Raw genomic sequence first — 22572 nt, forward strand, 5'->3', positions numbered from 1 at the left:
CAGAGGAGCAAACAGCGAACAAACGAGGGAGAACACGAGAGACCCCCCCCCCTCCCCCCCCTCCCCCCCCCCCCCCCCCCCCCCCCCCCCCCCCCCCCCCCCGCCGCTCGGCGGTTACTTCCCGGTCTCGACCGGGCCGGCCACCCAGTCGTGCGACTGGCTGCTGATGAAGCTGATGGTCAGCGCCGCCGGCGCGGTGTCGCTCTCAAGCCCCTGGAGGGCCAGGATCCTCGACATCAGTGCGTCCTCTCCTCGTCGGCCACCGGCGCGTCGAAGCGCAGGTGCGCGGCGCCGCTCCAGTGGCTGGGCGGCAGCTCGATGGTGTTGGTGTACGCCGAGGCACCGGCCTCGGTTTCGAGGCCCTGGAGGGCCAGGACCTTCGTCATCAGCGGGCCGACTCGTCCGCGACGGGGGCCTCGAAGCGCATGTGCAGGGCGCTGCTGGTGTGGCTGGGCGGCAGGATGGTGGAGGTGTAGGCCGAGGCGCCGGTCTCGGTTTCGAGGCCCTGGAGGGCCAGGATCTTCGACATGGTCCGTTCCTTTCGGTGAGGTGATCGCGGCCACCGGGCGGCGGCCGTGCTCCCCCGGCCCGGGGGCCGGGGGAAGTCGGTGGTGGTGCCGGGCGACGACGGAGGGCGTCAGTCCCGGGCGAGGTCGGCGAGGTCGGCGAGGTCGGTGATGCCGGGCAGCGGCACCGGGCCGAGCACCGCCTCGTGCAGGGTGGTCAGCACCCCGGCGGCGCCGGTGGCCAGGTCCGTCGAGAGCCGCAGCGAGCGGCAGCCGGGGAAGGCCAGGTGGCCGCGATGGCCCATCACGTGCCACTCCAGCAGCCGCAGGTGGCGGTCGGCCGCCGCCGGCTGCCCGGTCCGCAGCTGGTGCAGCAGCAGTCCGGCCCGGCCCTCGAACAGGCCGGCCGCGGCGATCAGGTCCGGCAGGCAGGCGCGGTCGGCGGCCGCCAGGGCCTCGGCGAAGCGCTCGGGCAGCCGCTCGGGGCCGGTGCGCCGGGCGAGTCCGGCGATCACGGTCGCGGTGCCCACGCCGCCCGCGGCCAGGTACGGGAGCTTGCGGCGGTGGCGGTCCTCGGGCAGGAAGAGCATCCCGTCGGTGATGTCCGCCTCGTCCAGTTCGCGGCCGAGCGCCGCCTCGGCGGCCGTCAGCCACTCGCCGTCGCCGGTGTGCCCGTGCAGCCGCAGGAAGAGCGCGGCCTGTCCGCTCCAGCCGTCCAGCAGGCCGCGCAGCTGCGGCGCCCGCTCCTCCCGGGCCAGCTCGTGCCCGAGCTTCAGCGCCGTTTCGGCCAGGTGGTCCCGGCCCAGGGGCCCGGCCAGGTCGAGCAGGCCGAGCGCGATGCCGGCGCGGCCGGAACCGAGCCCCGGGTCGAGCGGCAGCTCGGCGGCGAGCAGCCGCTCGACCAGCGCGCCGGCCGCGTCCGGGGCGCCGAGGCGGGCCAGCGCCCAGGCGATGCCGGTCAGTCCGTCGTACAGCCCGGTCGGCAGGTCCGGCGCGGCGCCGGTGCGGGTGATCAGCCAGTCGGTGTGCTCGGCGGGGGCGGGCCGGCCGCAGGCCGCCAGGGCGTGCAGGACGCCGGCCGCCCCGTAGGCGAGGCCCAGGCCGTTGTGGGTCGGCCCGAACTGTTCGACGTCCCCGGGGAAGAGGCGGTCGGCGCGTTCGGGGGTGGCCGTGGCCAGGATGCCGGCGGCCAGCGAGTCCAGCACCGGGAGCCAGGCCCCGGTGTCCGCCGCCGGTGCCTGCGGCCAGGCCGGGCGCGACGGCGCCGGGCCGTCGGCCGCTGCCGGGCGGCGCTCGGTGGCGCCGGGCGGCAGCTTCCCGCCGGCCGCCCGGTGCAGCGCCCCGGCGACCTCGGCCCCGAAGCCCGGGTCGACGGGGTAGCGCGCGGAGATCTCCCGGGCGGCCAGTTCGGCCTTGCCCGAGTCCAGCGCGAGCAGGTGGTTCACCGGCAGGAAGAGGTAGAGCCGCAGCGCGGCGAGGGCGTACGCGTCCACCGCCGTGCCGCGCCGGGCCGAGGGCGAGACGAAGCCGGGCGCGCCCAGCGGGGGAGCGGTGGCGTCGTCGGCCGGGAAGGAGATCTCGAAGTCGACCAGCGCGCAGCGCCCGTCCGGCCGGATCAGCACGTTGTTGGGGTGGAGGTCGCCGAAGACCAGCCCGCGCTCGTGCAGCGCCGCCAGCATGCCGGCGACCTGCTCGACCACGTCGAGCGCCCAGGCGGTGTACTCGGCCAACTCGGCCTCGTCCGGGTCGGGGTGGGCGAGCGGGCAGGTGCGGGTGAAGACCTCCTCCAGCCGCTCGCCCTCGATGTACTCCTCGACCAGGTAGTGGTGCTCCCAGACCTGCCGGTACTCGTGGAGCGCGGGCACGCAGTCCAGTCCGGCGAGGGCCTCCAGCACCCGGCGCTCGCTCAGCAGCCGCTGGACGGCGTCGCGGTCGGCGTGGTCGAGGCCGGCGTGCGGGCGGGCCTCGCGCAGGACGACCTGCCGGCCGTCGCGCTGGTCGGTGGCCAGGTAGACGCCGCCGCCGTTGGAGAAGTGCAGCGCCTTGGTGACCTCGAACGGGAACTCCTGCGCGGCCTGCGCCGCCTCCCTGGCCTCCCGCTCGGCGTCGGCGGCCAGTTGGGCCGCGACGACCTCCGGCACCGGCGCCCAGTGCGGCACGGCGAAGACGGTTCCCCGGACGTCCGGGACGAGTTCGCCGTCCGGTCCGCTCATGGCGGGCACCCGCCGGCCGAGCTCGTCGGTGCAGTAGCGCTCGCTGAACGAGCCGTAGCGCAGGTAGAGCGGGCCCTCCCGGTAGCGCAGGTCGCTCAGTACGTACGGGCCGGGGACGCTCTTGAGCAGGGCGGACAGCTCGTCGAGCACCTGGGTGAGCCGGGCGTCGTCCTCGGGGTACAGCGTGATCAGCTTGCCGCTGGAACGGCGGTCGGCGTACTTGCTGTTGAGCATGTGCGCGGTGGCCCGGCCGCGCAGGAACTTCCAGGTCAGCTCGTGCTCCAGGCAGTACGCCAGGACCTGGTCGATCACCCGCTCGGCCTCGTCCGGGGCCGCCGAGACGTGCACCTTCCAGCCCTGCTCGGGCAGGCGCGGGTGCGGGGGCCTGACGTGCACCCAAGGGCCGTGCTCCTGGCGCTGCCAGCCCGGCGGCAGCGGGGCGGTGGCGGCGGCGAAGCGGTCGTCCGGGCGCTCGGCGCGGGCCGGGTCGTCGTAGAACAGCGGGTCGGCGAGGCAGTGGCGCTCGTAGCGGTCGTCCATGGTGCCCGCCTCAGCCCGCGGTCCGCGACCGGCGGGGCCGCCGGAGGGCGGCGGACGACCGGAAGGGCTGCGGGCGGCACCCGGCGGCGTCCGGCCCGGTGGTCGTCCGGGCGTCGGATGGCGTCGTCAAGGGAACCCCCCCGGAAGCAGTGGATCCCGCCGGTTGCGGGCTGCGACAGACCCTGCCAGCCGGGTCGCCCCGGGTCGACGGGTCCGATCCGCCACCTTCCTGCCAGGCAGCTTGCGGGCGGATCGGGGGTTCCGGGCCCCGGTCGGGGTCAGCGTCCGGGCCGTGCCGCCGCGGCGGGCCCCCCGGCGGCCCGCTCGACGGGCGTCGCGACGGCCTGCGCGACGGCCGGTACGAGGGCCTGCTCGGCGGCCGGTACGAGGGCTTGTTCGGCGGCCGGGGTGAGGTCCGGTACGAGGGCCGGGGCGAGGTCCTGCACGGCGGCCGGTCCGGCGGGCCGCCCGGCCCCGAGGTAGCGCCTGCGGAGCGCGGCGACGATCTCGGCGCTCGCCTGTCCGGTGCCGTAGGGCGAGGGGAGCCGGCCGAGCCGTTCGGCGACGGTCTCGTCGGCCAGCAACTCCCGCAGCGCGCGCCCGAGTTCGTGGCCCGGGCGGGCGAGTCTGGCGAAGCCGGCCTGGACGGCCTCGGGCCGCTCGGTGGAGTTGCGCACCACCACGAGCGGGCGCTTGAGCACCGTGCACTCCTCCTGGACCCCGCCGGAGTCCGAGACCAGCAGGCGGCAGTGCCGGGCCAGGGCGAGGAAGCCGGCGTGGTCCAGCGGCTCGATCCGGCGCAGCCGGTCGGCCGGTCCGCGCAGGCCGAAGGACTCGACGGCGGCCCGGGTGCGGGGGTGCAGCGGCAGCAGCACCGGCAGCTCCAGGGCGGCGAGTTGGTCCAGGATCTGGGCGAGCCGGGCGGCGTCGTCGGTGTTCTCGGGGCGGTGGATCGTGGCGAGCACGTAGCCGCCGGGGGTGACGCCGTGCCCGGCCATGACGCGGCGGGCCTCGGCCTCGGTGGGCAGGGTCTCCAGGGTCGCCTCGACGACGGTGTTGCCGGTGACCACCACCCGGTCCGGTTCGATTCCCTCGCGCAGGAGGTGGGCCGCCGCGATCGCGGTGGGCGCGCAGTGCAGGTCGGCGAGCGGGGCGATCAGGCGGCGGTTGGCCTCCTCGGGCATGTCGGGGTCGAAGGAGCGCAGGCCGGCCTCGACGTGGACGACGGGTATGCCGGCGCAGTGCGCGGCCAGGGCGCCGGCGGCGGCGGTGTTGGTGTCGCCCTGGACGACCACGGCAGCCGGCGGGTGGGCCGCGAGGTGGTCGCTCAGGGCGCTGACCATCCGGCCGATCTGCCGGCCGCGCGGCTCGCCGCCGACGCCGGTCAGCAGGTGGTGGGGGCGGGGGAGGCCGTACTGGGCGAAGAACGTGGTGGTGAGGGCCGGGTCCCAGTGCTGGCCGCTCCAGACGATGCGGGCCCGCGGACCGAGGAGCCGGGCCACGCCGGCGAGTTTGACGATCTCCGGCCGGGTGCCGAGGACCAGGGCGACATCGGTCGAGGACATGGCGCTCCGAAGGGGCGAGGGGTGGGATGGCGGAAGTATCAGCAGACGATATGGGCGAATTCGAAAGAAATGTCCATACAGCGGACCGATGTCACCCACTTGGCTCATACGTGCTGGATCGGCCCCCCGTGGCCGGGCGGCCGTTCGTATGCCGCCCCATCAGGAGTGCCCGCGTCGGGTCGACTTGGCGTGACTGCGGCAAATGGGTGAACTTCACTCGAATGGGCGCGCCGCACCTATCCGATCATCCGATCAGCCCAGCAACATACGGCTCCGGACCGCAGAGATCGGGACAACCCGGTCGCAACGAGAGGAACCACCCATGTACGGACCGATAGGCGGCGGCCTTCCCCCGACGGCGGCCGGCGGCGGCGTCCTGGCCTCGACCGGCTCGCCCGGCCTCGGCCTCGCCGCCGCGGCCGGCACGGCCCTGGTGCTGGTGGGCGTCGCCCTGCTGCGGCGCAGCCGGCTCGCGGCCGACCAGGACGCGCCGACCGGCCGCGAGCGCGACGACCGCCGGTAGCCGAGGGCGACGACCGGCCCGTACCCCACCTCCACCAACTCGCCTTTCCCCCAAGGGGTTTCCTCGTGACCGCAGACGCGTACCCGCAACCCGCCCGCCCGCCGGGGGTGGCCCGCCGGCAGCTGCCGCGCGACGGCCGCGCCCCGCTGGCCGGCCGGGTGCTCGCCGGGGTGACCGGGCCGCTGCTGCTGGGGCTGTGCGGGTTCCTGGTGGCCGGTGAACGGGCCTACCGGTTCCGCGAGATGGCCGGCGCCCAGTGGGTCGTCTCGCACGGGCTCGGCCTGCGGACCCTGCTGCTCGAATCCCCCGACGCGCCGGTGCTCTACGCCGGTGACGCGGGCGGGTTCGGGCGCGGGATCGCCCTGAGCACCGGGTGCAGCAGCGCCCTGCTGATCGCCCCGCTGGCCCTGCTGGCCGGTCTCCTGCTGCTGTTCGGCAGCCGCCGGCCGACCCGGGTGCTGCTGGGCTTCGCCCTGGCGGCCGGCCTGGTCGTCGCCGCCAACCTGGGCCGGCTGACGCTCATCGTCGCCATGCAACACCGGTACGGCGACGAGGGGTTCGGCTGGACCCACGTCCTGTTCGGCTCACTGCTGATGATGGCCGCCGGCCTGATCGCCCTGCTGCTCTTTCTCTTCCTGATCACCCGAACGTCCACCCGCGACGCGGAGGCCGGTGCGCCGTGACCCTGCTCGACCTGTCCGTCTGCCTGTCCTTCGTGCTCGGGGTCGGCTTCCTCGCCTACGTCGCCGTGATCGTGCGCAACTTCCTGCGGGCCCGCCCGGACGCCCCGGGCGACCCGACCCGGTTCGACTGGCACTTCCTCATACCCTGCCGGGACGAGGAGGCCGTGATCGGCACCACCCTGGACTACCTCGACCGGCACTTCCCCCGGGCACACGTCTGGGTCGTCGACGACCACTCCGAGGACCGCACGGCCGAGGTGGTGCGGGCCAGGGCGGCCGCGGGGCGGCCCGTGCACCTGGTCAGCCGGCGGCTGCCGCGGGCCCGCACCGGCAAGGGCGACGCCCTGAACGCGGCCTACCAGGCGCTCGAAGCCTGGCTGCCCGAGAACACCGACGCCGACCGGGTCGTGCTGACCGTCGTGGACGCCGACGGGCGGCCCTCCCCGGGGATGCTGGAGGTCTTCGCCGGTCCGTCCTTCTTCGCCGATCCGGACATCGGCGCCGTCCAGGTCGAGGTCCGGATGTCCAACCGCGACGTGGCCGTGCCGCTGCCCCACCGGGGGCGCCTGGCCAACCGGTTCGCCAGGCTGCTGGCCCGCTTGCAGGACATCGAGTTCCGCGGCCCGATCTCCGCGATCCAGATCACCCGCCGGCTCACCCGCACCGTCAACGTCGGCGGCAACGGGCAGGCCAACCGGCTCAGCGCGCTGCGCTCGATCGACCAGGGGGGCGGCGGCGAGCCGTGGGGCAGGGCGCTGCTGGAGGACTTCGAGCTCGGACTGCGGATGATGCTGGCCGGCTGGCGCAACGGCTACACCACGACCGCCTGGGTGGACCAGGAAGCCCTCTGGAACGTACGGCAGTTGATCACCCAGCGGGTCCGCTGGGCGCAGGGCTCGATGCAGTGCGCGCCGTACCTGCGCCGGGTCTGGCGCTCCCGCGAGTTCAGCACGGCGGGCTTCCTGGAGGTCCTCTACTTCATGGTCCAGCCCTGGCTCCAGGTCGTCGGCCTGGTGGTCTACACCGTGCCGATCGCCGCCTTCGCCTACAACGCCGTCTTCTACCCCGAGTTCGTGCTCGCCTTCCTCCGCCAGGGCGGCGCGGTGCTGCTCGCGTTCTACCTGGCCGTGGGCGTCGCCGAGTTCGCCGTCTGGGGGCCGTTGTACCGGCGCCGCAGCGAGCCGGGGATCAGCCGCCGGGCCGCGCTCGGCTACGGCCTCGCCCTCGCGGTGTACGCCGCGACCACCTACCTCGTCGCGGTCCGCGCGTTCTGGCGGATCGTGCGCGGCAAGGGCTCCTGGCAGAAGACGGCCCGTACGGCCCAGCCGCCGGCGGAGCCCGCCGCCCAGGAGGCCGCGTCCGCGCGGGAGATCGCCACCGCCTGAGCGCGCCTGGGCGTCCCGCCTGAGCGTGCCTGGGTGTCCCGCCTGAGCGCGCCTGGGCGTTCCGCCCGAGCGCAGCACCGAAGACTTCTCCCCGACCGCTGAGGCCGTGGCCGAACCGAACGCCCCGGCCGGTCAGGGGAGTTGACGCACCACTCCTTCCTGCACCCGCACGGCGGACACGTCTGCCCGCCGTGCGACCCTTCCGAAAGGCCGACCCGTGAGAACTCGTACCCGCAACCGCGTCCTCGCCGGAACCGCGCTCGCCGCCCTCGGGGCCCTCTCCGTGGCCTCCCCGGCGTACGCCGCCCTGCCCGCCCCCACGGCGGACGCCTACGTCGTCTCCACGGAGGCCCTGGGCGGCATGGTCGCCGTCGCACCGTCACCCGAGTCGACGTACCCGGCCGGCGGCACCCAGACCCTGGTCGGCCTCAACATCGGGCCGGTCGCCACCAACTCCACGCTCACCGCGACCACCGCCGGGGACCCGGCCGCCGGCACCTCGTCGGCCTCCGCGACGGTCGACAAGCTGGGGCTCGACCTCGGGGTCGCCTCCGTGTCGCTGACCGGCGTCAACTCGACCTGCAAGGCCACCCCGACCGGAGCCACCGGCAGCGGCCTGATCGCGGGCGGGTCGGTCAGCGTCGCCGGCATCCCGACCAACCTCCAGGCCAACGCCCCCGCCAACACCAAGGTCAGCATCCCGCTCGTCGGCTCGATCGTCCTCAACGAGCAGACCACCGACGCGAACGGCGTGCTGACCGTCAACGCCGTCCACATCACCCTGCTGCCGTCGCTGAACGGCGCCAACCTGGTCATCGGCCACGCCTCCTGCGGCGGGGCCGAGCCGGCGGCCTCGGTGCCGATGATCGACCCGTCGGTCGCCGGGGTGGGCGGCGGCGCGGTGGTCGCCGGCGCCCTGGCCACCGTCTACCTGCGCCGCCGCAGCGCCAAGGGCGGTGCGGCGACCGCCTGACGGTCGATCCGTCCGGCGGCCGGTCGGGCGGTCCGTCCGGCGGGGGAGGGGCCGGCCCGGGTCCGTGGCGAACCCGGGCCGGCCGCCCTCCGCGAGGCGGCGTCAGCCGGGCCGGCGGACCCCCACTCCAAGGTGTGAGGAACGCCTGCCGGATGACGGGAACCGGGCGACACGCCCAGCTCCGCCGCCCCGGTGCCGCCCCGGTCCGCCCGGGGCGGCACCCGCGCACCCGCCGCCACACGGCTCCCGCGGCCGGACGCGCCGGACCGCGTGCGACCGCTCGCCTACCCTACGAACGGACCGGCCGCCCCGGCCGAGGCCGCTCTAGGAGGAGTCCCGTGTCGTCCTGCGACCCCAAGCACGCTCCCGTCGGCGATGTGAGCGCCGCGCTCATGGTGATCGACTCCCGGCTCAAGGCCGTCTACGACGGCAAGTCCGGGACGGACCCCGAGCACCAGCGGATGGTCGACCAGATCACCGCGTCCTTCGGCCCGGCCCAGGCCGAGGCGCTGATCGAAGGCGCCTGCACGCTCGTCTACGTGTTCATGAACTGGCTGCGCCAGGCCTTCGAGCACCAGGACGAGGACGTCATCGAGCACGCCGTCCCCAGCCTGGTGGCCACCATGCGGATGATGCCGAGGACCTTCAACCCCGAGGTCATCCCCACCATGGCCGGCCTGCTCGTCGCCGCCGGCACCGGGCTGAGCCCCAACCTGTGGCGCGCCCAGTACGGCTCCTGGACGAAGGAGGAGATGAACCCCCTGGAGGCCACGGCGGTGCTGCTCGCGGAGTACATCAACCGGATCTCCGGCAAGGGCAACGACTTCGCCACCAAGCTGGTCAGCGACGCGCTGAGCCAGCTGGACTGACGCCCTCCCCCGCACGCGCCGGTGGCGCCGCCCCGAGGAAGGGCGGCGCCACCGGCGCCCGAGCCGCTCAGAGCGCCCGGGTCAGCCGGTCGGTGAGCAGCCGGGTGAAGCGGGCCGGGTCGGGCAGCTCGCCGCCCTCGGCCAGCAGGGCGCTGCCGTGGACCAGCTCGGCGATCTCCGCCAGCGCGGGATCGGTGGCGTCGGCCTCGTGCGCCGTGCGCAGCGCGACGACCAGCGGGTGCGCCGGGTTGAGCTCCAGGGTCCGCTTGACCGGCGGCACCTGCTGACCCATCGCCCGGTACATCTTCTCCAGGGTCGGGGTCATGTCGTGGGCGTCGCCGACGAGGCAGGCCGCCGAGGTGGTCAGCCGCGAGGACAGCCGGACCTGCTTGACCTGTTCGGCCAGGGTGGTGCTCAGCCACGACAGCAGGGCGGCGAAGTCCTGCTCGCGCCTGCTCTTCTCGGCGTCCGCCTCCTCTCCGCCGTCGGCCGGTTCGTCGAGGTCGACCTGGCCCTTGGCGATGGACTGGAAGCGGTGGCCGTCGAAGCCGGGGACCTGCTCGACCCAGACCTCGTCGACCGGGTCGGTGAGGATCAGCACCTCGTACCCCTTGGCGCGGAAGGCCTCCAGGTGCGGGGAGTTCTCCACGGTGGCCCGGGTCTCGCCGGTCAGGTAGTAGATGGCCTCCTGGCCGTCCTTCATCCGCTCGACGTACTCGCGCAGCGTGGTGGTCTTCTCCGGGTCGTGGGTGGAGGCGGCCGACACCAGCCCGAGCAGGGTCTCGGTGTTGTCGCCGTCCTCGATCAGGCCCTCCTTGAGCACGCTGCCGAACTGGCTCCAGAACTTCGCGTAGGCCTCGGCGTCGCCGGTCTGCACCTCCTTGACGGCGCCGAGGACCTTCTTGACCAGGCGCCGGCGCACCGCGCGGATCTGCCGGTCGTGCTGGAGGATCTCGCGGGAGATGTTCAGCGACAGGTCGTGGGTGTCCACCACGCCCTTGACGAAGCGCAGGTAGTTGGGCATCAGCGCTTCGCAGTCGTCCATGATGAAGACGCGCTTGACGTACAGCTGCACGCCGCGCTTGGCGTCCCGGGAGAACAGGTCGAACGGGGCCTGCGAGGGGATGAACAGCAGCGCCTCGTACTCGAAGGTGCCCTCGGCGCGCATGTGGACGGTCTTGGCCGGAGGCTGCCAGTCGTGGCTGATCTGCCGGTAGAACTCGGTGTACTCCTCCTCGGTGACCTCGGTGCGCGGCCGGGCCCAGAGCGCCTTCATCGAGTTGAGGGTCTCGGTCTCGCGCGTGGTGGCGCCCTCGGCGTCGGTGCGCTCGACGGTCATCCGGATCGGCCAGCGGATGAAGTCCGAGTACTGCTTGACGATCTGGCGGATCTTCCACTCGGACAGGTAGTCGGCCAGGCCGTCCTCGCTGTCGGCGGGCTTCATGTGCAGGGTGACGGACGTCCCGACCGGCAGCCCGTCGACGGCCTGGAGCTCGTAGGTGCCCTCGCCGTCGGACTCCCACTGGGTGCCGGCGTCGGTGCCGGCCCGGCGGGTGCGCAGGGTGACCTTGTCGGCGACCATGAACGCCGAGTAGAAGCCGACGCCGAACTGGCCGATCAGGCTCTGCGCGGCCGCCGCGTCCTGGGCGTCCCTGAGCTTCTCCAGCAGGCCCGCGGTGCCGGACTTGGCGATCGTGCCGATCAGCTCCACGATCTCGTCGCGGCTCATGCCGATGCCGTTGTCGCGGACGGTGAGGGTGCGGGCTTCCCGGTCGACGTCCAGCGTGATGTGCGGGTCCGAGGTGTCGGCCGCAAGGTCGGAGTCGGTGAGCGACTCCAGCCGGAGCTTGTCCAGTGCGTCGGAGGCGTTGGAGATCAGCTCGCGCAGGAAGATGTCCTTGTTCGAGTAGATCGAGTGGATCACCAACCGGAGCAACTGACGGGTCTCGGCCTGGAATTCCAGCGTCTCGACACTGCTACCCACTCTGGGGCTTCCTTTCTTCCCGAAGGTTACGGACGGTGTGGAGGTGCGGGCGGGCCTCGGCGGCCCCCCACCGCATCGTAGATGTTGCCTCATGTCCGCCCGGCCGGATCGGGTGCACGGGTGCTCCGCCCGCTTCGGGGATTCGCCGGCGGGACATCCGGGTAGGGCGTACGTTCGGGCGCCGGCGGTGGTCGTCGGGCACGGCCCGGAACCGCTAGGAGGACGGCGTGGACACGGCTGGCGCACGGCTCGCACGACCGCGGCCACGAGCCGGCGGGCCCGCACCCCGGATCGACCCGCTGCTCGCCGACCGCATCACCGAGGCGCTCCTGCTCGCCGGTCTGCCCGTCGGCTACGGCGGCCACGGGGTCGGCGTCCGACTGCGCGCGGCCGAACCGTACGACGACTCCGACGACTGCGCGGGCCTGATCGCGCTGCACTGGGAGCCGGGGCCCCGGCTGGCGGCCGCGGCGGCGATGGCGCAGCAGCCGGCGTCCTCGGCCCGGCGGGCCGTCAGCGCCGGCATGGAGAACGCGCTGGCGGAGTTCCTGCCGGCGTTCGGGCTGGAGGTCGTGCCGGGGCGGGCGGACGGGGAGACCCGGGTGGGCGGGGGCGGTGCAGCCGGGGCGTTGACGCCCGGGGCGTCGGTGTCCGGGGCGTCGCCGCTGGGGGCGTTGGCACCGGGGGCGCTGCCGTCGGGGTCGCGCCCGCAGGACCTCGGCATCGGGGCCGAGGTCGTGGACGCGGTGCGCCGCGCCGCCGCGCTCGTCGGCCTGCCGGTCGCCGACCACCTGCACGCGCCGGGCATCACGCTCGACGCGTGCCGGCCCGTCGACGACCGGGACGAGGTCAGGGGCGTCGCCGATCTGCGCTGGAACCCCTCCGGGCGGCTGTCGGCCGCCGCCTGCGCCGAAGGGGGCGAGCAGGCCGCGCGGCTGCGCACCGCCGTCCAGGACGCGATGCGCCACGCCTTCGGCTCCGTCCTCGGGGCCTGCGGCCTCGACCTCCGCTGGCGCCGCCCCGCGAACCTCCCGTACCAACTGCGCGCCTACGGGCCCGCCGAGCAGCCGCCGATACGCCGCTGAGCCCGGCGGGCGGAGGGCATCGGGCGCAAGGCGCCGACGTCGTGGGGGAGTTGGCAGGGCGCGGTGCTCAGCGGTACGGGCGGTGGTCGTCGCGGTGGGTGGTGGTGCCGTCGGCGAAGCGCCAGGAGCGGCTGTGCGGGCCCAGGGTCCAGCCGTCGGGGGCGTGGCGGGCGGCGGTGATCCAGGCGGCGAGTTCGGGGAGGGCCTGCCGGCGCAGGGCCTCGCGGACGACGGCCCGTTCGGCGGCCGGGACGGGGGCGATGCGGATCCGTACGTGGGGGAGGAGGCCCGGGAGGATGCCCCGGCCGTAGGGGGAGGAGGTCTGCGGAACCCACGCGACCTCCAGCACCGTCCCGTCGCTCTGGGGTTCGCGGGCGTACCAGAGGCCGGCGTCGTCCGCCTCCTGGTCGCCGAGGGCGGCGCGGACGTCCGTGGAGCTGAGCGGCCAGGACAGGTGCCGGGGCAGGCGGCGGCTACGGGCAGGCATCCGCCGAGGATGGCACGCGCGCCGGTCGGGGCGCAGGGGCTTTTCCGGCCCGCCGTACCCGGCCCCGGCTACCGTGCGTCGCGCAGTCCGAGGACGTACGCGGCCGTCGACGCGACCGCGCGGTCCTCGTCGCGGGCCAGCGCTTCGAGGGCGCGGGACGAGGCGCTCCCCGGGACGTCGGCCAGCGCCTGGGTCAGCCGCAGGCGGGCGGGCGCGTCGACGGCTCCGTCGGCGAGGCGGTCGGCGAGTCCGGTGGCGATCCGGTCCGCCAGCGCGGGATCGGCGGCCAGCGCACCCAGCGCGTCGGCCGCGTCGGCGTCCTTGACCTCCTCGACGATCATGCCGATGAGGGTCGGAACGGCGTCCGCCGCGCCGCGGGTGCCGAGCGCCAGGGCGGCGCACCCGCGGACGGCGGGATCAGGGTGGGCGAGGGCGTCGCGCAGCAGGGCGGTGGCCTCACCGCCCGGCAGTTCGGCGAGGGAGCGCACGGCGCGTTCGCGCACCTCGGCCGCGGGGGCGTGGAGGCCCTTCGCCAGCAGGGCCGGCCCGTCGCCGCCCGCCTGGGCCAGCGCCCAGCGCAGCGCCCCGGCGACGTTCGGGTCCGGCTCGGCCAGGACGGCCTCGACCAGAGCCTCCACCGGCACCGGTACGTCCTCGGACGCGGACAGGGCGGCGCGCTGCCGGGCGCCCGGGTTCTTGGACTCCAGTGCCTGGAGGAGCGAGACGATCCGCAGCACGTCCTCCCAGCCGGCGGGTTCGGCGGCGCCGATCCGGCTGAGCCGGGTGAGCAGCTCCGTCTCCGCCGCGATGCGCTCCCGGGTGCGGCCGATCAGGTCCTCGACGAGGGCGGCGGGCGCGAAGCCCGGGTCGTCGAGCGCGCGTCCGACCTCGCGCAACGACAGGCCCAGGGAGCGCAGGCTCTCGATGTGGAAGATCCGGCGGATGTCCTCCTCGGCGTACTGGCGGTAGCCGGAGTCGGTGCGGCCGGTCGGCCGGACCAGGCCGAGCGACTCGTAGTGCCTGAGCATGCGGGCGCTCACCCCGGACCGCCGGGCGACGTCACCGATCAGCACTGCCCACCGTCCCTCCCGGCGCCCCGTCGAGGGCCACCGCGCGCTTCGCCTCCTCGATCGCGGACTCGAACCCGGCGTCCGGGTCGTGCCACAGCCGTTCCGTGGCGAGCGCGTGGGCGCGCACCCGGGGGTCGCGGTCCGTCGTGGCGGCGGTCAGCACCGGCAGCACCGCCTCCCCGAGCGCGACCAGCGCCCGGCTGAGGCTCAGCCGCGTCTGCCGCCCGCCGCGTCCGAGCCGGCTCGCCAACACTACGGCCAAGCCGTGCTCGGCACCCTCGGGGACCAGTGCGACCGCCGCCCGCCAGGCACTGCGGGCCACCTCGTCGTCGGGGTCGGCCAGCAGCGCGGGCGTGATCGCCGGCCAGGCCCGCCGGTCCCCGATCTTGGACAGGGTGTGCAGCGCCTGGCTGCGCGCCTGCGCACGCGGGGAGCCGACCTCCCCGAGCAGCGGCGGGAGCGTCAGCGACGCCGGGTGGCGGGTGAGCGCCCAGGTGAGCATCTCGCGCACGGAGAACTCGGGTTCGACCGCGCACCGCTCGACGAGCCCTTCGACGTACCCCGGGCTCGGGCTCGTGCCGACCGCCAGCGCCGCCCGCAGCCGGACAGAGGGGTCGTCGTGCCCCAGCGCCCGCAGCGCCCGCAGCGCCGGCGTCGTGTCGGGGTCCGGGGCCGGGCCGGTGTCGCCGTTCGTGGTCGTGCTCACACCGGTGTCCGGGTTCGTGTCCTCGTTCGGCCTGGTCATCAGGACCACCTCCTCGGCCACAGTGAAGGGCTTGTCACGGTGTCAAGGTCAAGCGGAGCCGGAGGTCCCGCCTTACGGTGATTACGGGGCTCTGCCGTCACGGGTGCTTCTCCGCGCATCGCCGACCTCCCCGACCCCACCCGCGGCGGCTGAGAGCCGGGCCGCCGTGGTCCCCCCGGAGCACCCGCGCCCGGCCGCCCGTCCTTCCCGTACCCCGCGCCCGCGGGGCGTGCGCAACCGAAGGAGCCCGTGTCATGGCGAGTAGTGCTACCGGTCCCGCCATTCGGGGGGCCAACCGGTACCCCCACGCGAATGGGTGGACCATCTTCGCCGGGGTCATGCTGATCTCCGCCGGCCTCATGGCGGTCTTCCAGGGGACCGCCGCCATCCACCGGGACCGCGTGCTCATCGTCACCCGGAGCTACGTGTACTCGATGAACACCGAGGGGTGGGGCTGGCTCCACCTGATTCTCGGGATCGTCGTCATCGTGACCGGGGTGGCGGTCTTCAGCGGCGCGACCTGGGCCCGCGTCGTCGGTGTGGTGGTGGCGGTGTTCGGGATGCTCGCCAACTTCGTCTGGCTGCCGTACTACCCGCTCTGGGCGATCGTGCTGATCGCGATCGACGCCCTGGTCATCTGGGCGCTGTGCGTCGGGCGGGTCGTCACACCGCCGCCGCGACCGGGAGTGACCGATCACGACCGGACCGGACCGGAGCGGGCGGGACCCGACCGGAGCTGATCGGTGGCCTGACCGCCCCGCCGCCCTGCCCCGCTGCCCGGCCCCGGCAGCGGGGCAGGGCAGCGGGGCCGGCACGTCGGTGGCCCTGGGGCCCGGCGGCTGGAACAGTGCTGGTCAGGGCCCCGGACGGCGCCCTGACCAGCGCACCGTGGCGGGGGCCCGTTTGGCGAGGCGCTCCGAGCTGGGTATCGTTCGTCGCGAATCATCCAGAGGGGTGGAGGGACCGGCCCTACGAAGCCCCGGCAACTCCCCGATCGACCCGGCGTCCGAAGTACGCGCCGTGCCGTCCGGGATCAGTGCCAACTCCGGCCTGTCGCCAATGTGGCGCGGGAAAGATGAGGAGACACGGTGCTCTCTGTGCTGTCCTTCGCCCGGGCGCTGACCGCCCCGGCCCTTCCGCGTACCCGTCTCGTGCCCGGCGCAGGCAATCGGCCGACTTCTCCGGCCCGTCCTCGCTGACCACCCCCCGGCTCCCGCCGGGAGCCCCCGTGAGCAGGACCACCCACCGCTCACGGGCACTGAGACTGGAGTACCCATCCATGGAGAACACGAGCGGCGTCGGCGTGCTCGACAAGGTCACCACGATCCTCGGCATCCTGGAGGCCGGCCCGACCACCCTGGGCGGGCTCGTCACCGCCACCGGCATGGCGCGCCCCACCGCCCACCGGCTGGCCGTCGCCCTCGAACACCACCGGCTGGTCACCCGCGACATGCAGGGCCGGTTCGCCCTCGGCCCCCGGCTCACCGAGCTCTCGACGGCCGCCGGGGAGGACCGGCTGCTGGCCGCCTCCGGCTCGGTCCTCGCCCACCTGCGCGACGTCACCGGGGAGAGCGCCCAGCTCTACCGCCGGCAGGGCGAGGTGCGGATCTGCGTGGCCGCCGCCGAGCGGCTCACCGGCCTGCGCGACACCGTGCCGGTGGGCGTCACACTGCCGATGAAGGTCGGCTCCGCCGCGCAGGTCCTGCTCGCCTGGGAGGAGCCGGAGCGCCTCCACCGGGGGTTGCAGGGCGCCCGGTTCACCGCCACCGCGCTGAGCGGGGTGCGGCGCCGGGGCTGGGCCCAGTCCATCGGGGAGCGGGAGCCGGGCGTCGCGTCCGTCTCCGCGCCCGTGCGGGGCCCGTCGAACCGGGTGGTGGCCGCCGTCTCCGTCTCCGGCCCGATCGAACGGCTCACCCGCCACCCGGGTGCCCAGCTCTCCCAGGCCGTCCTGGAGGCGGCGCAGCGCCTCACCGAGGCGCTGCGCAACCCCTGACGGGGCGGGGGCGGTGGGCGGCCGGGCCTGCGGATGCGAGGTGGGGCACCGGCGGCCGGCCCGGCCCGCAGACGCGACAGGTCCGGCTCGACAGGTCCGGCTCGGGCGTCCCTGCCTCCCGCCCCCCTGCCGCCCCCGCTGCCGGGACACGAGCGCGCGTCCCCGCGCCGCATCCGACCTCCGGGCAGTAGCATCGCTTTCAACCTCTTTCGAGCTGCTTTCCGGTAATTCGGCGATGGCCCGGACGGGCGCCAACGGGAAGGCCGTCCACCGGCGTTGGGGGAGATGTGACCGTCGTCGCCGCCGTGGCCCGCTCCACCCGGGTCCGGCCGCGCTCCGGCCCGGACCTGCTGGCGGAGGCGGTCGCCCGGGCCGGGCTCTGGGAGCGGCTCGCCGAGCGGGCCGGCGGCGATCCCGCGGCGGTCGCGGTGCTGCTGACCCCGGGCGCCTCCGCCTACGGCGACCCCGCGACGGCGGTCGGCGCGGCCCTCGTGGAGCACCTGATCGACCTGCTGCACGAGCGCGGCTACCGCGACGTCGCCGTCGGCGCCGCCCGCTGCGGCCCGGACACCTGGCTGGCCGGCCCCGGACCCCTCGAAGCGTGCCGCCGACTCGGCTACCGCGAGCGCACCCCGCAGGGCAACGCCTACCGCCTCGTGGACCTCTCCGCCGAGGTCGAACCGGCCGAGTTCCCCGAATCGGCCGTGCTGCACGGCAGCGGACTGGCGCGCGGCTGGCTGGAGGCGGGCTTCCGGATCAACATCGCGAAGAACTGCACCCACCCCGAGTTCGGCTACGCCCTGTGCCTGGCCAACCTGTTCGGCGTGCTCCCGCAGGACGACAAGCACCACCACTACCGCGCCCGCCGCGACGGCGCCGAGGTCCTCGTCGACCTGCTGGGCGCCTACCCGCCGGACTTCCACCTGATCGACGCGGTCGTCAGCAGCCACGGCTGCGCCGGATCGCACGTCGGCCGCCCGCTGCGGACGGACACCGTGATCGCCGCACCGGACGGCGTCCTCGCCGACCTGGTCGGCGCCCTGCTGATGGGCGTCGACCCCGCCTCCTCACCGCTCAACGCCCGGGTCCTCAGCGACCGCGGCCTGCCCGGCGCCTACCGGATCGACGGCGACCTGACGCCCTACCCGGGCTGGCGCAACCCGCCGCGCTCGCTGGTCGAGGCGGTGCGCCGGCTCGCCCCCGACGGGCGCGCCCACCGGCTGTTCAGCATCGCCGCCTGGCAGGTCGCCCCCGGTACGGCGGAGGTCACCGACCCGGCGCTCGCCCGGCTCTCCCGCCTCCTCACCGCACTGATCCGCGCCGCCGACACCAACCCGGCCGCCACCGCCACCCTGTGCGCCATGGTCGGCGCCGCGGCCTCCGCCTCCTCCACCGTCCGCGCCTGGCGGACCGGCAACGCCAAGGACGCCCTGCGGCGCCGGGACGTCTCCCTCGCGGTCGACCCGGCGGCCTACACCCACCGGGACTTCGACCGGATCACCGCCCTGCTGCGGCCGTTGGAGACGGTGATTGACGCGCTGCCCGCCGACGCCTGGCAGATGCGCTGGCAGCACGTCGGCCACTCGATCCTGTTCGGCTGCGAACGCACCGTCAACGCCCCGTACGCCGAGTTCGTCCGGCGCGTCGACATCAGCCGGTCCATCAGCTACATGACCGACTACCTCGGCGGCCGCGTCCACGTGGTGACCCGCGACGACCAGGGCCGGCCGACCCGCCAGATCGAGCGCAACCTCTACCTCGCCCAGCCCAACTACCTGGCGTACTACGGCGGCCCGCCCATCGACGTCTGCAAGCTGGAGTCCGTCGAGTACGGCGAACGGCGGCAGCGGATCTCCTGGCGGACGGTCCGCAGCCCCAACGGCTCCGCCGAGTACGACGACGGCTCGGTGGTCTTCCTCCCCGCCGACGGCGGCGCCCGGACCCGGATCGTCATCCGGGTGCGCCAGCGCTTCACCCTCCCGCTGACCTGGCAGGTGCTGCGCCCCGACACCAGGCCCAAGCTCAGGGACCCCCTCGTCCAGGACTCCTACCAGCGCTTCTTCACCCGCACCCTGGACAACTTCGAGGCCCAGTACGAGGGGCGCCCCTACCGGATCGGCCGGCCCTGGGAACGGATCGACGACCTGGAGGCCGCCGAACTGCCCACCCAGCGGCTGACCGAGGCCGTCCGGATGGTGCGCACCGTCGCCGCCCAGGCCCTCACCCAGAGCCTGACCGTGCCGACCCCGCCGGGGCGCCTGGGCCCGGACGGCTTCTGGCACGTCGCCCCCGGCGACGCCCCGGCCCGCTCCCCGCTGCTGGGCGAGTTCCGCGAGGCGCTGCGCCCGGCGGTCACCGGCTTCTGGGCGGGCCTGCGCGAGGCCGCGGCCCGGGACCGGCGAGCGAGGCAGACCCCGTGAGGGCGTGCGTGACAGGTGCCAGCGGGCTCGTCGGCTCCCAGGTGGTGCGCGCGCTGCGCGCCGCCGGCCACGAGGCGCGGGCGCAGGTGCGCCGCAGCAGCGACCTGCGCCAACTGCACGGCCTCGACGTGCCGTTGGTCAACGCCGACCTGCGCGACCCGCCCAGCCTGCGGACCGCGTTCGACGGCTGCGACACCGTGTTCCACTGCGCCGCCGTCTTCTCCTACTGGGACATCAGCCGGGAGGAGCTGACCAGGGCCAACGTCGAGGGCACCCGCGAGGTGCTGCGGGCGGCGGCCGAGGCGGGCGTCCGACGGGTGGTGGTGACCTCCTCCTCCATCACCTGCGGCTCCTCGGGCGGACCGGTGGCCCGGGACGAGGACTGGACGCCCGGGGAGGAGTACCTGCCGGACTACTTCGTCACCAAGCTGGAGCAGGAACGCACGGCGTTCGCCCTCGGCGCCGAACTCGGCCTGGAGGTGGTGGCGGCCTGCCCGACCATTGTCGTCGGCGGGCCGGACTGGCGGCTGGTGCCCAGCAACGCGCTGATCACCCGGTACCTGGCCGACGCGCTGCGCACCACCTACCCGGGCGGGTGCAACATCGTCTCCGTCCGGGACGTCGCGGCCGGCCACGTGCTGCTCGCCGAGCGCGGTCTGCCGGGGGAGCGCTACCTGCTCGGCGGGGAGAACTGGGCGTGGCGCACCATCCACCAGACCGTCTCCGAGCTGTGCGGCACCCGGGGGCCGTGGGCCACCGCCAGCCACACCGGCGCGTACCTGGCGGCGACGGTGGGGGAGATCCGCGCGGTGCTGACCGCCCGGGCCCCGGCGACCACCCGGGCGGAGGCCCGGACGATGGGGCGCTTCTACTGGTACCGGCACGACAGGGCCGCCGCCCTCGGCTACCGGCCGCGACCGGCCCGGCAGGCGCTGGTGGAGGCGCTGGGCTGGCTGCTGACCAGCCCGCACGTGCCGGACCGGATCAGGTCCGGGCTGCGGCCGCACCCGGAGGTGACGGGTTCGCGGGAGCTGCTGCCCCGGCCGCTGGAGGACGAGGGGCCGGGCTGAGGCTCACCGCTTCGCGCTCCTGGAGCGGGACGAGCGCGTGGGTTTCTCGCCCGCGCTGCTGCTGTCGTCGCCTCCGGTGGTGCTCTCGTCGGTGGTGTCCTTGTCGGCGGTGCGCTCGTCCGGTAGCGGCTGGATGCCTCTCCTCGCGATCTCGCGGAGGTGGTCGCGCAGGCGCTCCTCGTGCTTCCGGGTGACCTCCGCCACCCGCTGGGCGTAGTCGATGCCGAGTTCGCTCAGCTCCAGGGCGAACCTCAGGTCCTCGTCGGCGACGAACTTCCAGTACTCGGCGTAGACCTCCCCCCAGGGGAGTCTGCCGGTGGCCATCCCGGCCGTCAGCTCCGCCCAGTCGCCCCACATCGTGGTCTGGATCTCGGCGACCGTGGCCGCCGTGGACCGCAGGTGCTCCCAGCCCGCCTGGAGCTCGTCGTTCAGGTGTTCGGTCGTCTCGGGGCGCATGGCCACTCCTCAGGTCGGCTTGCCGGTGCCGGTCGGCAGCGGGCTCAGCAGCGTGCTGTGGTGGAACCCCAGACGGGGATCGGTCCAGACGGGCAGCTCCGGAAGGTGGGCGCGCAGCTCCGGCATCTCCACCCGCAGCCGTACGGTGTTGGCCGGGTAGTCGTAGACGGTGATCGTGTTGAGCCCCCGGTTGGCGGTGAACAGCAGGCTCTGGTCGGCGGAGAGCTGGCAGGCGTAGACCCCGTCGACGAGCGTGCCCCGGGTGACGCGCAGGGCGCCGACGAAGTGCTTGCTGCTCGGGCCGGGCGAGCCCCGGGTGAAGGCGTCGGTGACCTGCTTCGCCGCCTGCCGCGCGGAGCGCAACTGGGTTGCAAGGTTGGGGCGTTGGTCGATCACCCGGTAGGAGGAGAAGTCGGCGAGGTCGATCATCACGATGGTGCCGCTGCCGCCGTTGCAGTAGATCAACTCGCGGTCGGAGACGCAGACGTCGGAGTTGATGTGGGCGGGGAAGTTCTGGCCGCACGCCCAGTGGCGCAGGATCTGCCCGCTCCCGGCGTCGATCTCGTAGACGTACTCCTTGAAGTAGGCCATCGCCCACTCGTGCCAGTCCCGGCCCTCCTGGGGCAGGACGCGGAAGGAGAGCGCGTAGAACCGGTCGTCGCTCGGGTGGCAGGCCACGTGCCAGCAGGTCGTGGGCAGGGCGATCCGGCGGGCGACGCGCTTCTCCAGGTCGAAGACGCCGACCTCGGCGGCCTCGCCCCGGCCGGGGTGGTCCATGCCGCCGTAGACGAGGTACCGGCCGGAGGCGGTGCGCTTCATGGCGTGGGGGAGCTTGAGCCCGTGGTCGCCGATGCGCTCGGCCTCGGTGGGGCGGTCGAGGTCCATCAGCCACAGACCGTCACCGATCGCGGTGATCCCGTGGGTGCCGTCCAGCCACACCATGTGGGTGCTGCTCTTGATGGCGGCGTCCGGGGGCTCGAAGCGCAGGGCGGACACGCGCTCGCTCTCGCCCAGTGACTGGACGTCGTAGAAGAGGAGTTGCTGCCCCGCGTTGCCGAGGAACCCGAACCTGTGGTCCGGGGTGACGCTGATGGCGTGGCCGCCCGCCACCCCGTCGTAGTACTGGATCCGGTAGGCGTACTCCCCGCTGTCGGGGTTGTAGCGGAACACGCACACGCCGGCCGCGCCCTCCAGGCCGTTCATGCCGTTCCCGTCCAGGGCGATGTGGAAGGCGTAGGGGTAGGTGACCATCTGGTTCGTGTCCTCCTCTGATCATCGTAGGAGGGGCGCGAATTGATCGCATGCGGGGGCTGCGCCAGGGGGGGTGCGTATACGATCGATGTGTGCGAACCTGATGGAGGGGTTCCGTAATCGAATCGTGACGCTGGGTGATTGTGCTGCGTCCAGCGCGGAAGTCATCACAGAAAGGCCGGTGGACTTCCATGATGCCGACGGAGACGGCTGTGGTGGTGCCCACGGACACACCTGCAACAGACGTCGAGCTTCCCCAGGAAACAGCGACAAAGGTAACCGCCACGCAGGAGAGCGCTCCCTACGGTCCTGCCGGCGAGCCGGGTTTCCACCTCTTCACTGCTTGCCTGCGCGTGACCGAGCCGAAGGACGGTCAACTGGCGAAGCAAACAGTGACCTACAACCTCAAGGCCCCGAAGGAGTGGCAATGGGTCAAGTGGGCGAGCTACTACTGGTACAACGACTACACCGGTGCGGCCAGCGCGGTCACCGTCGTCCCGCCGGCGTCCATCACCCTCACCAATGACGTGATGTCCTTCAAGCTGGAGACCGAGCTGAACACGGACCCCTCGCACAGCAACCGTCTGTGCTTCAGCCTGATCCTCCAGCCGAAGAGCGGGGCAAAGGGCACATCGAGTGACGGAAGTCTGGAAGCGGCAGGGACGGCGCCGCTTCCCGCGAAGTGCGCGCTCGTGGCCATCTCCACCACCACCTTGTAGCCCCCGCAGGGCCACCGAAGGTGTGTCGGCGGTGC

Annotated in this window: 22 protein-coding genes and 1 riboswitch; of the genes, 11 read left to right on the plus strand and 11 right to left on the minus strand. The window is 74.1% G+C overall.

Going from position 1 to position 22572, the window contains the following annotated elements; translation table 11 throughout:
- Positions 1–114: 114 nt before the first annotated feature.
- The 5 genes from ACZ55U_RS03645 to wecB all read right to left on the minus strand — a co-directional run bounded on the left by ACZ55U_RS03645 (position 115) and on the right by wecB (position 4824).
- Positions 115–237: a hypothetical protein gene (locus ACZ55U_RS03645; RefSeq protein ID WP_465522011.1), complete on the minus strand. Its 123-nt coding sequence runs from the start codon at positions 235–237 to the stop codon at positions 115–117.
- Positions 237–386 (minus strand): hypothetical protein, encoded by a 150-nt coding sequence (locus ACZ55U_RS03650; RefSeq protein ID WP_465522013.1) that lies wholly within the window; start codon positions 384–386, stop codon positions 237–239. Before ACZ55U_RS03650 ends, ACZ55U_RS03645 begins: the two co-directional genes overlap by 1 nt.
- A complete protein-coding gene (locus ACZ55U_RS03655) occupies positions 386–529 on the minus strand; it encodes a hypothetical protein (protein ID WP_392876605.1) in 144 nt (47 codons plus the stop codon). The genes ACZ55U_RS03650 and ACZ55U_RS03655 overlap by 1 nt, the downstream gene beginning before the upstream one ends.
- Positions 530–637: 108 nt before the next feature.
- Positions 638–3259, minus strand: coding sequence for a class III lanthionine synthetase LanKC (lanKC, locus tag ACZ55U_RS03660; protein ID WP_465522015.1), 2622 nt, complete (start codon positions 3257–3259; stop codon positions 638–640).
- 278 nt (positions 3260–3537) lie between these two features.
- Positions 3538–4824, minus strand: coding sequence for a non-hydrolyzing UDP-N-acetylglucosamine 2-epimerase (gene wecB / locus ACZ55U_RS03665; protein WP_465522017.1), 1287 nt, complete (start codon positions 4822–4824; stop codon positions 3538–3540).
- 322 nt (positions 4825–5146) lie between these two features.
- Between wecB and ACZ55U_RS03670 the strand changes: the two genes are divergently transcribed.
- From ACZ55U_RS03670 to ACZ55U_RS03690, 5 genes are all read left to right on the plus strand, one after another.
- Complete coding sequence (locus ACZ55U_RS03670) at positions 5147–5347, plus strand: hypothetical protein (protein ID WP_465522019.1); 201 nt, start codon at positions 5147–5149, stop codon at positions 5345–5347.
- Between the two features lie 65 nt (positions 5348–5412).
- Positions 5413–6030, plus strand: a complete 618-nt coding sequence (locus tag ACZ55U_RS03675; protein WP_465522021.1) for an archaeosortase/exosortase family protein — start codon at positions 5413–5415, stop codon at positions 6028–6030.
- The gene (locus ACZ55U_RS03680) at positions 6027–7415 is read left to right on the plus strand and encodes a glycosyltransferase family 2 protein (RefSeq protein ID WP_465522023.1); all 1389 of its coding nucleotides are present in this window, start codon (positions 6027–6029) and stop codon (positions 7413–7415) included. Before ACZ55U_RS03675 ends, ACZ55U_RS03680 begins: the two co-directional genes overlap by 4 nt.
- Positions 7416–7632: 217 nt before the next feature.
- Positions 7633–8388 (plus strand): choice-of-anchor P family protein, encoded by a 756-nt coding sequence (locus tag ACZ55U_RS03685; protein ID WP_465522025.1) that lies wholly within the window; start codon positions 7633–7635, stop codon positions 8386–8388.
- Between the two features lie 392 nt (positions 8389–8780).
- On the plus strand, positions 8781–9257 hold the full coding sequence (locus tag ACZ55U_RS03690; RefSeq protein ID WP_465522228.1) for a hypothetical protein: 477 nt from the start codon (positions 8781–8783) through the stop codon (positions 9255–9257).
- 67 nt (positions 9258–9324) lie between these two features.
- Here the strand turns inward: ACZ55U_RS03690 and htpG are convergent, their stop codons facing one another.
- Positions 9325–11241: a molecular chaperone HtpG gene (htpG, locus tag ACZ55U_RS03695; protein WP_465522027.1), complete on the minus strand. Its 1917-nt coding sequence runs from the start codon at positions 11239–11241 to the stop codon at positions 9325–9327.
- 227 nt (positions 11242–11468) lie between these two features.
- Between htpG and ACZ55U_RS03700 the strand changes: the two genes are divergently transcribed.
- Entirely contained in the window at positions 11469–12326 is an 858-nt protein-coding gene (locus ACZ55U_RS03700) for a hypothetical protein (RefSeq protein WP_465522029.1), read from the plus strand.
- 67 nt (positions 12327–12393) lie between these two features.
- Here the strand turns inward: ACZ55U_RS03700 and ACZ55U_RS03705 are convergent, their stop codons facing one another.
- The 3 genes from ACZ55U_RS03705 to ACZ55U_RS03715 form a co-directional block, all read right to left on the minus strand.
- The gene (locus ACZ55U_RS03705; protein WP_465522031.1) at positions 12394–12813 is read right to left on the minus strand and encodes a hypothetical protein; all 420 of its coding nucleotides are present in this window, start codon (positions 12811–12813) and stop codon (positions 12394–12396) included.
- A gap of 68 nt (positions 12814–12881) precedes the next feature.
- The gene (locus ACZ55U_RS03710) at positions 12882–13886 is read right to left on the minus strand and encodes a HEAT repeat domain-containing protein (RefSeq protein WP_465522033.1); all 1005 of its coding nucleotides are present in this window, start codon (positions 13884–13886) and stop codon (positions 12882–12884) included.
- Positions 13873–14628, minus strand: coding sequence for a HEAT repeat domain-containing protein (locus ACZ55U_RS03715; protein ID WP_465522035.1), 756 nt, complete (start codon positions 14626–14628; stop codon positions 13873–13875). The genes ACZ55U_RS03710 and ACZ55U_RS03715 overlap by 14 nt, the downstream gene beginning before the upstream one ends.
- A gap of 254 nt (positions 14629–14882) precedes the next feature.
- Here ACZ55U_RS03715 and ACZ55U_RS03720 point away from each other — a divergent pair, with 254 nt between their 5' ends.
- The 4 genes from ACZ55U_RS03720 to ACZ55U_RS03735 all read left to right on the plus strand — a co-directional run bounded on the left by ACZ55U_RS03720 (position 14883) and on the right by ACZ55U_RS03735 (position 20111).
- The gene (locus ACZ55U_RS03720) at positions 14883–15368 is read left to right on the plus strand and encodes a DUF7144 family membrane protein (RefSeq protein WP_465522037.1); all 486 of its coding nucleotides are present in this window, start codon (positions 14883–14885) and stop codon (positions 15366–15368) included.
- Positions 15369–15567: 199 nt separating this feature from the next.
- Positions 15568–15710: riboswitch (SAM riboswitch) on the plus strand.
- Positions 15711–15907: 197 nt separating this feature from the next.
- Positions 15908–16621 (plus strand): IclR family transcriptional regulator, encoded by a 714-nt coding sequence (locus tag ACZ55U_RS03725; protein WP_465522039.1) that lies wholly within the window; start codon positions 15908–15910, stop codon positions 16619–16621.
- A 287-nt stretch (positions 16622–16908) separates the two neighbouring features.
- Positions 16909–19041 (plus strand): DUF362 domain-containing protein, encoded by a 2133-nt coding sequence (locus ACZ55U_RS03730; RefSeq protein WP_465522041.1) that lies wholly within the window; start codon positions 16909–16911, stop codon positions 19039–19041.
- An 8-nt stretch (positions 19042–19049) separates the two neighbouring features.
- Entirely contained in the window at positions 19050–20111 is a 1062-nt protein-coding gene (locus ACZ55U_RS03735; RefSeq protein ID WP_465522043.1) for an NAD-dependent epimerase/dehydratase family protein, read from the plus strand.
- A gap of 3 nt (positions 20112–20114) precedes the next feature.
- Here the strand turns inward: ACZ55U_RS03735 and ACZ55U_RS03740 are convergent, their stop codons facing one another.
- Both ACZ55U_RS03740 and ACZ55U_RS03745 read right to left on the minus strand, forming a co-directional pair.
- A complete protein-coding gene (locus ACZ55U_RS03740; protein ID WP_465522045.1) occupies positions 20115–20567 on the minus strand; it encodes a hypothetical protein in 453 nt (150 codons plus the stop codon).
- 9 nt (positions 20568–20576) lie between these two features.
- Complete coding sequence (locus tag ACZ55U_RS03745; RefSeq protein ID WP_465522047.1) at positions 20577–21818, minus strand: hypothetical protein; 1242 nt, start codon at positions 21816–21818, stop codon at positions 20577–20579.
- A gap of 212 nt (positions 21819–22030) precedes the next feature.
- On the opposite strand from ACZ55U_RS03745, the gene ACZ55U_RS03750 reads away from it, so the two are divergent.
- Positions 22031–22537 (plus strand): hypothetical protein, encoded by a 507-nt coding sequence (locus tag ACZ55U_RS03750; RefSeq protein ID WP_465522049.1) that lies wholly within the window; start codon positions 22031–22033, stop codon positions 22535–22537.
- Positions 22538–22572: the final 35 nt, after the last annotated feature.

This window comes from Kitasatospora sp. NPDC034533, assembly GCF_055575155.1.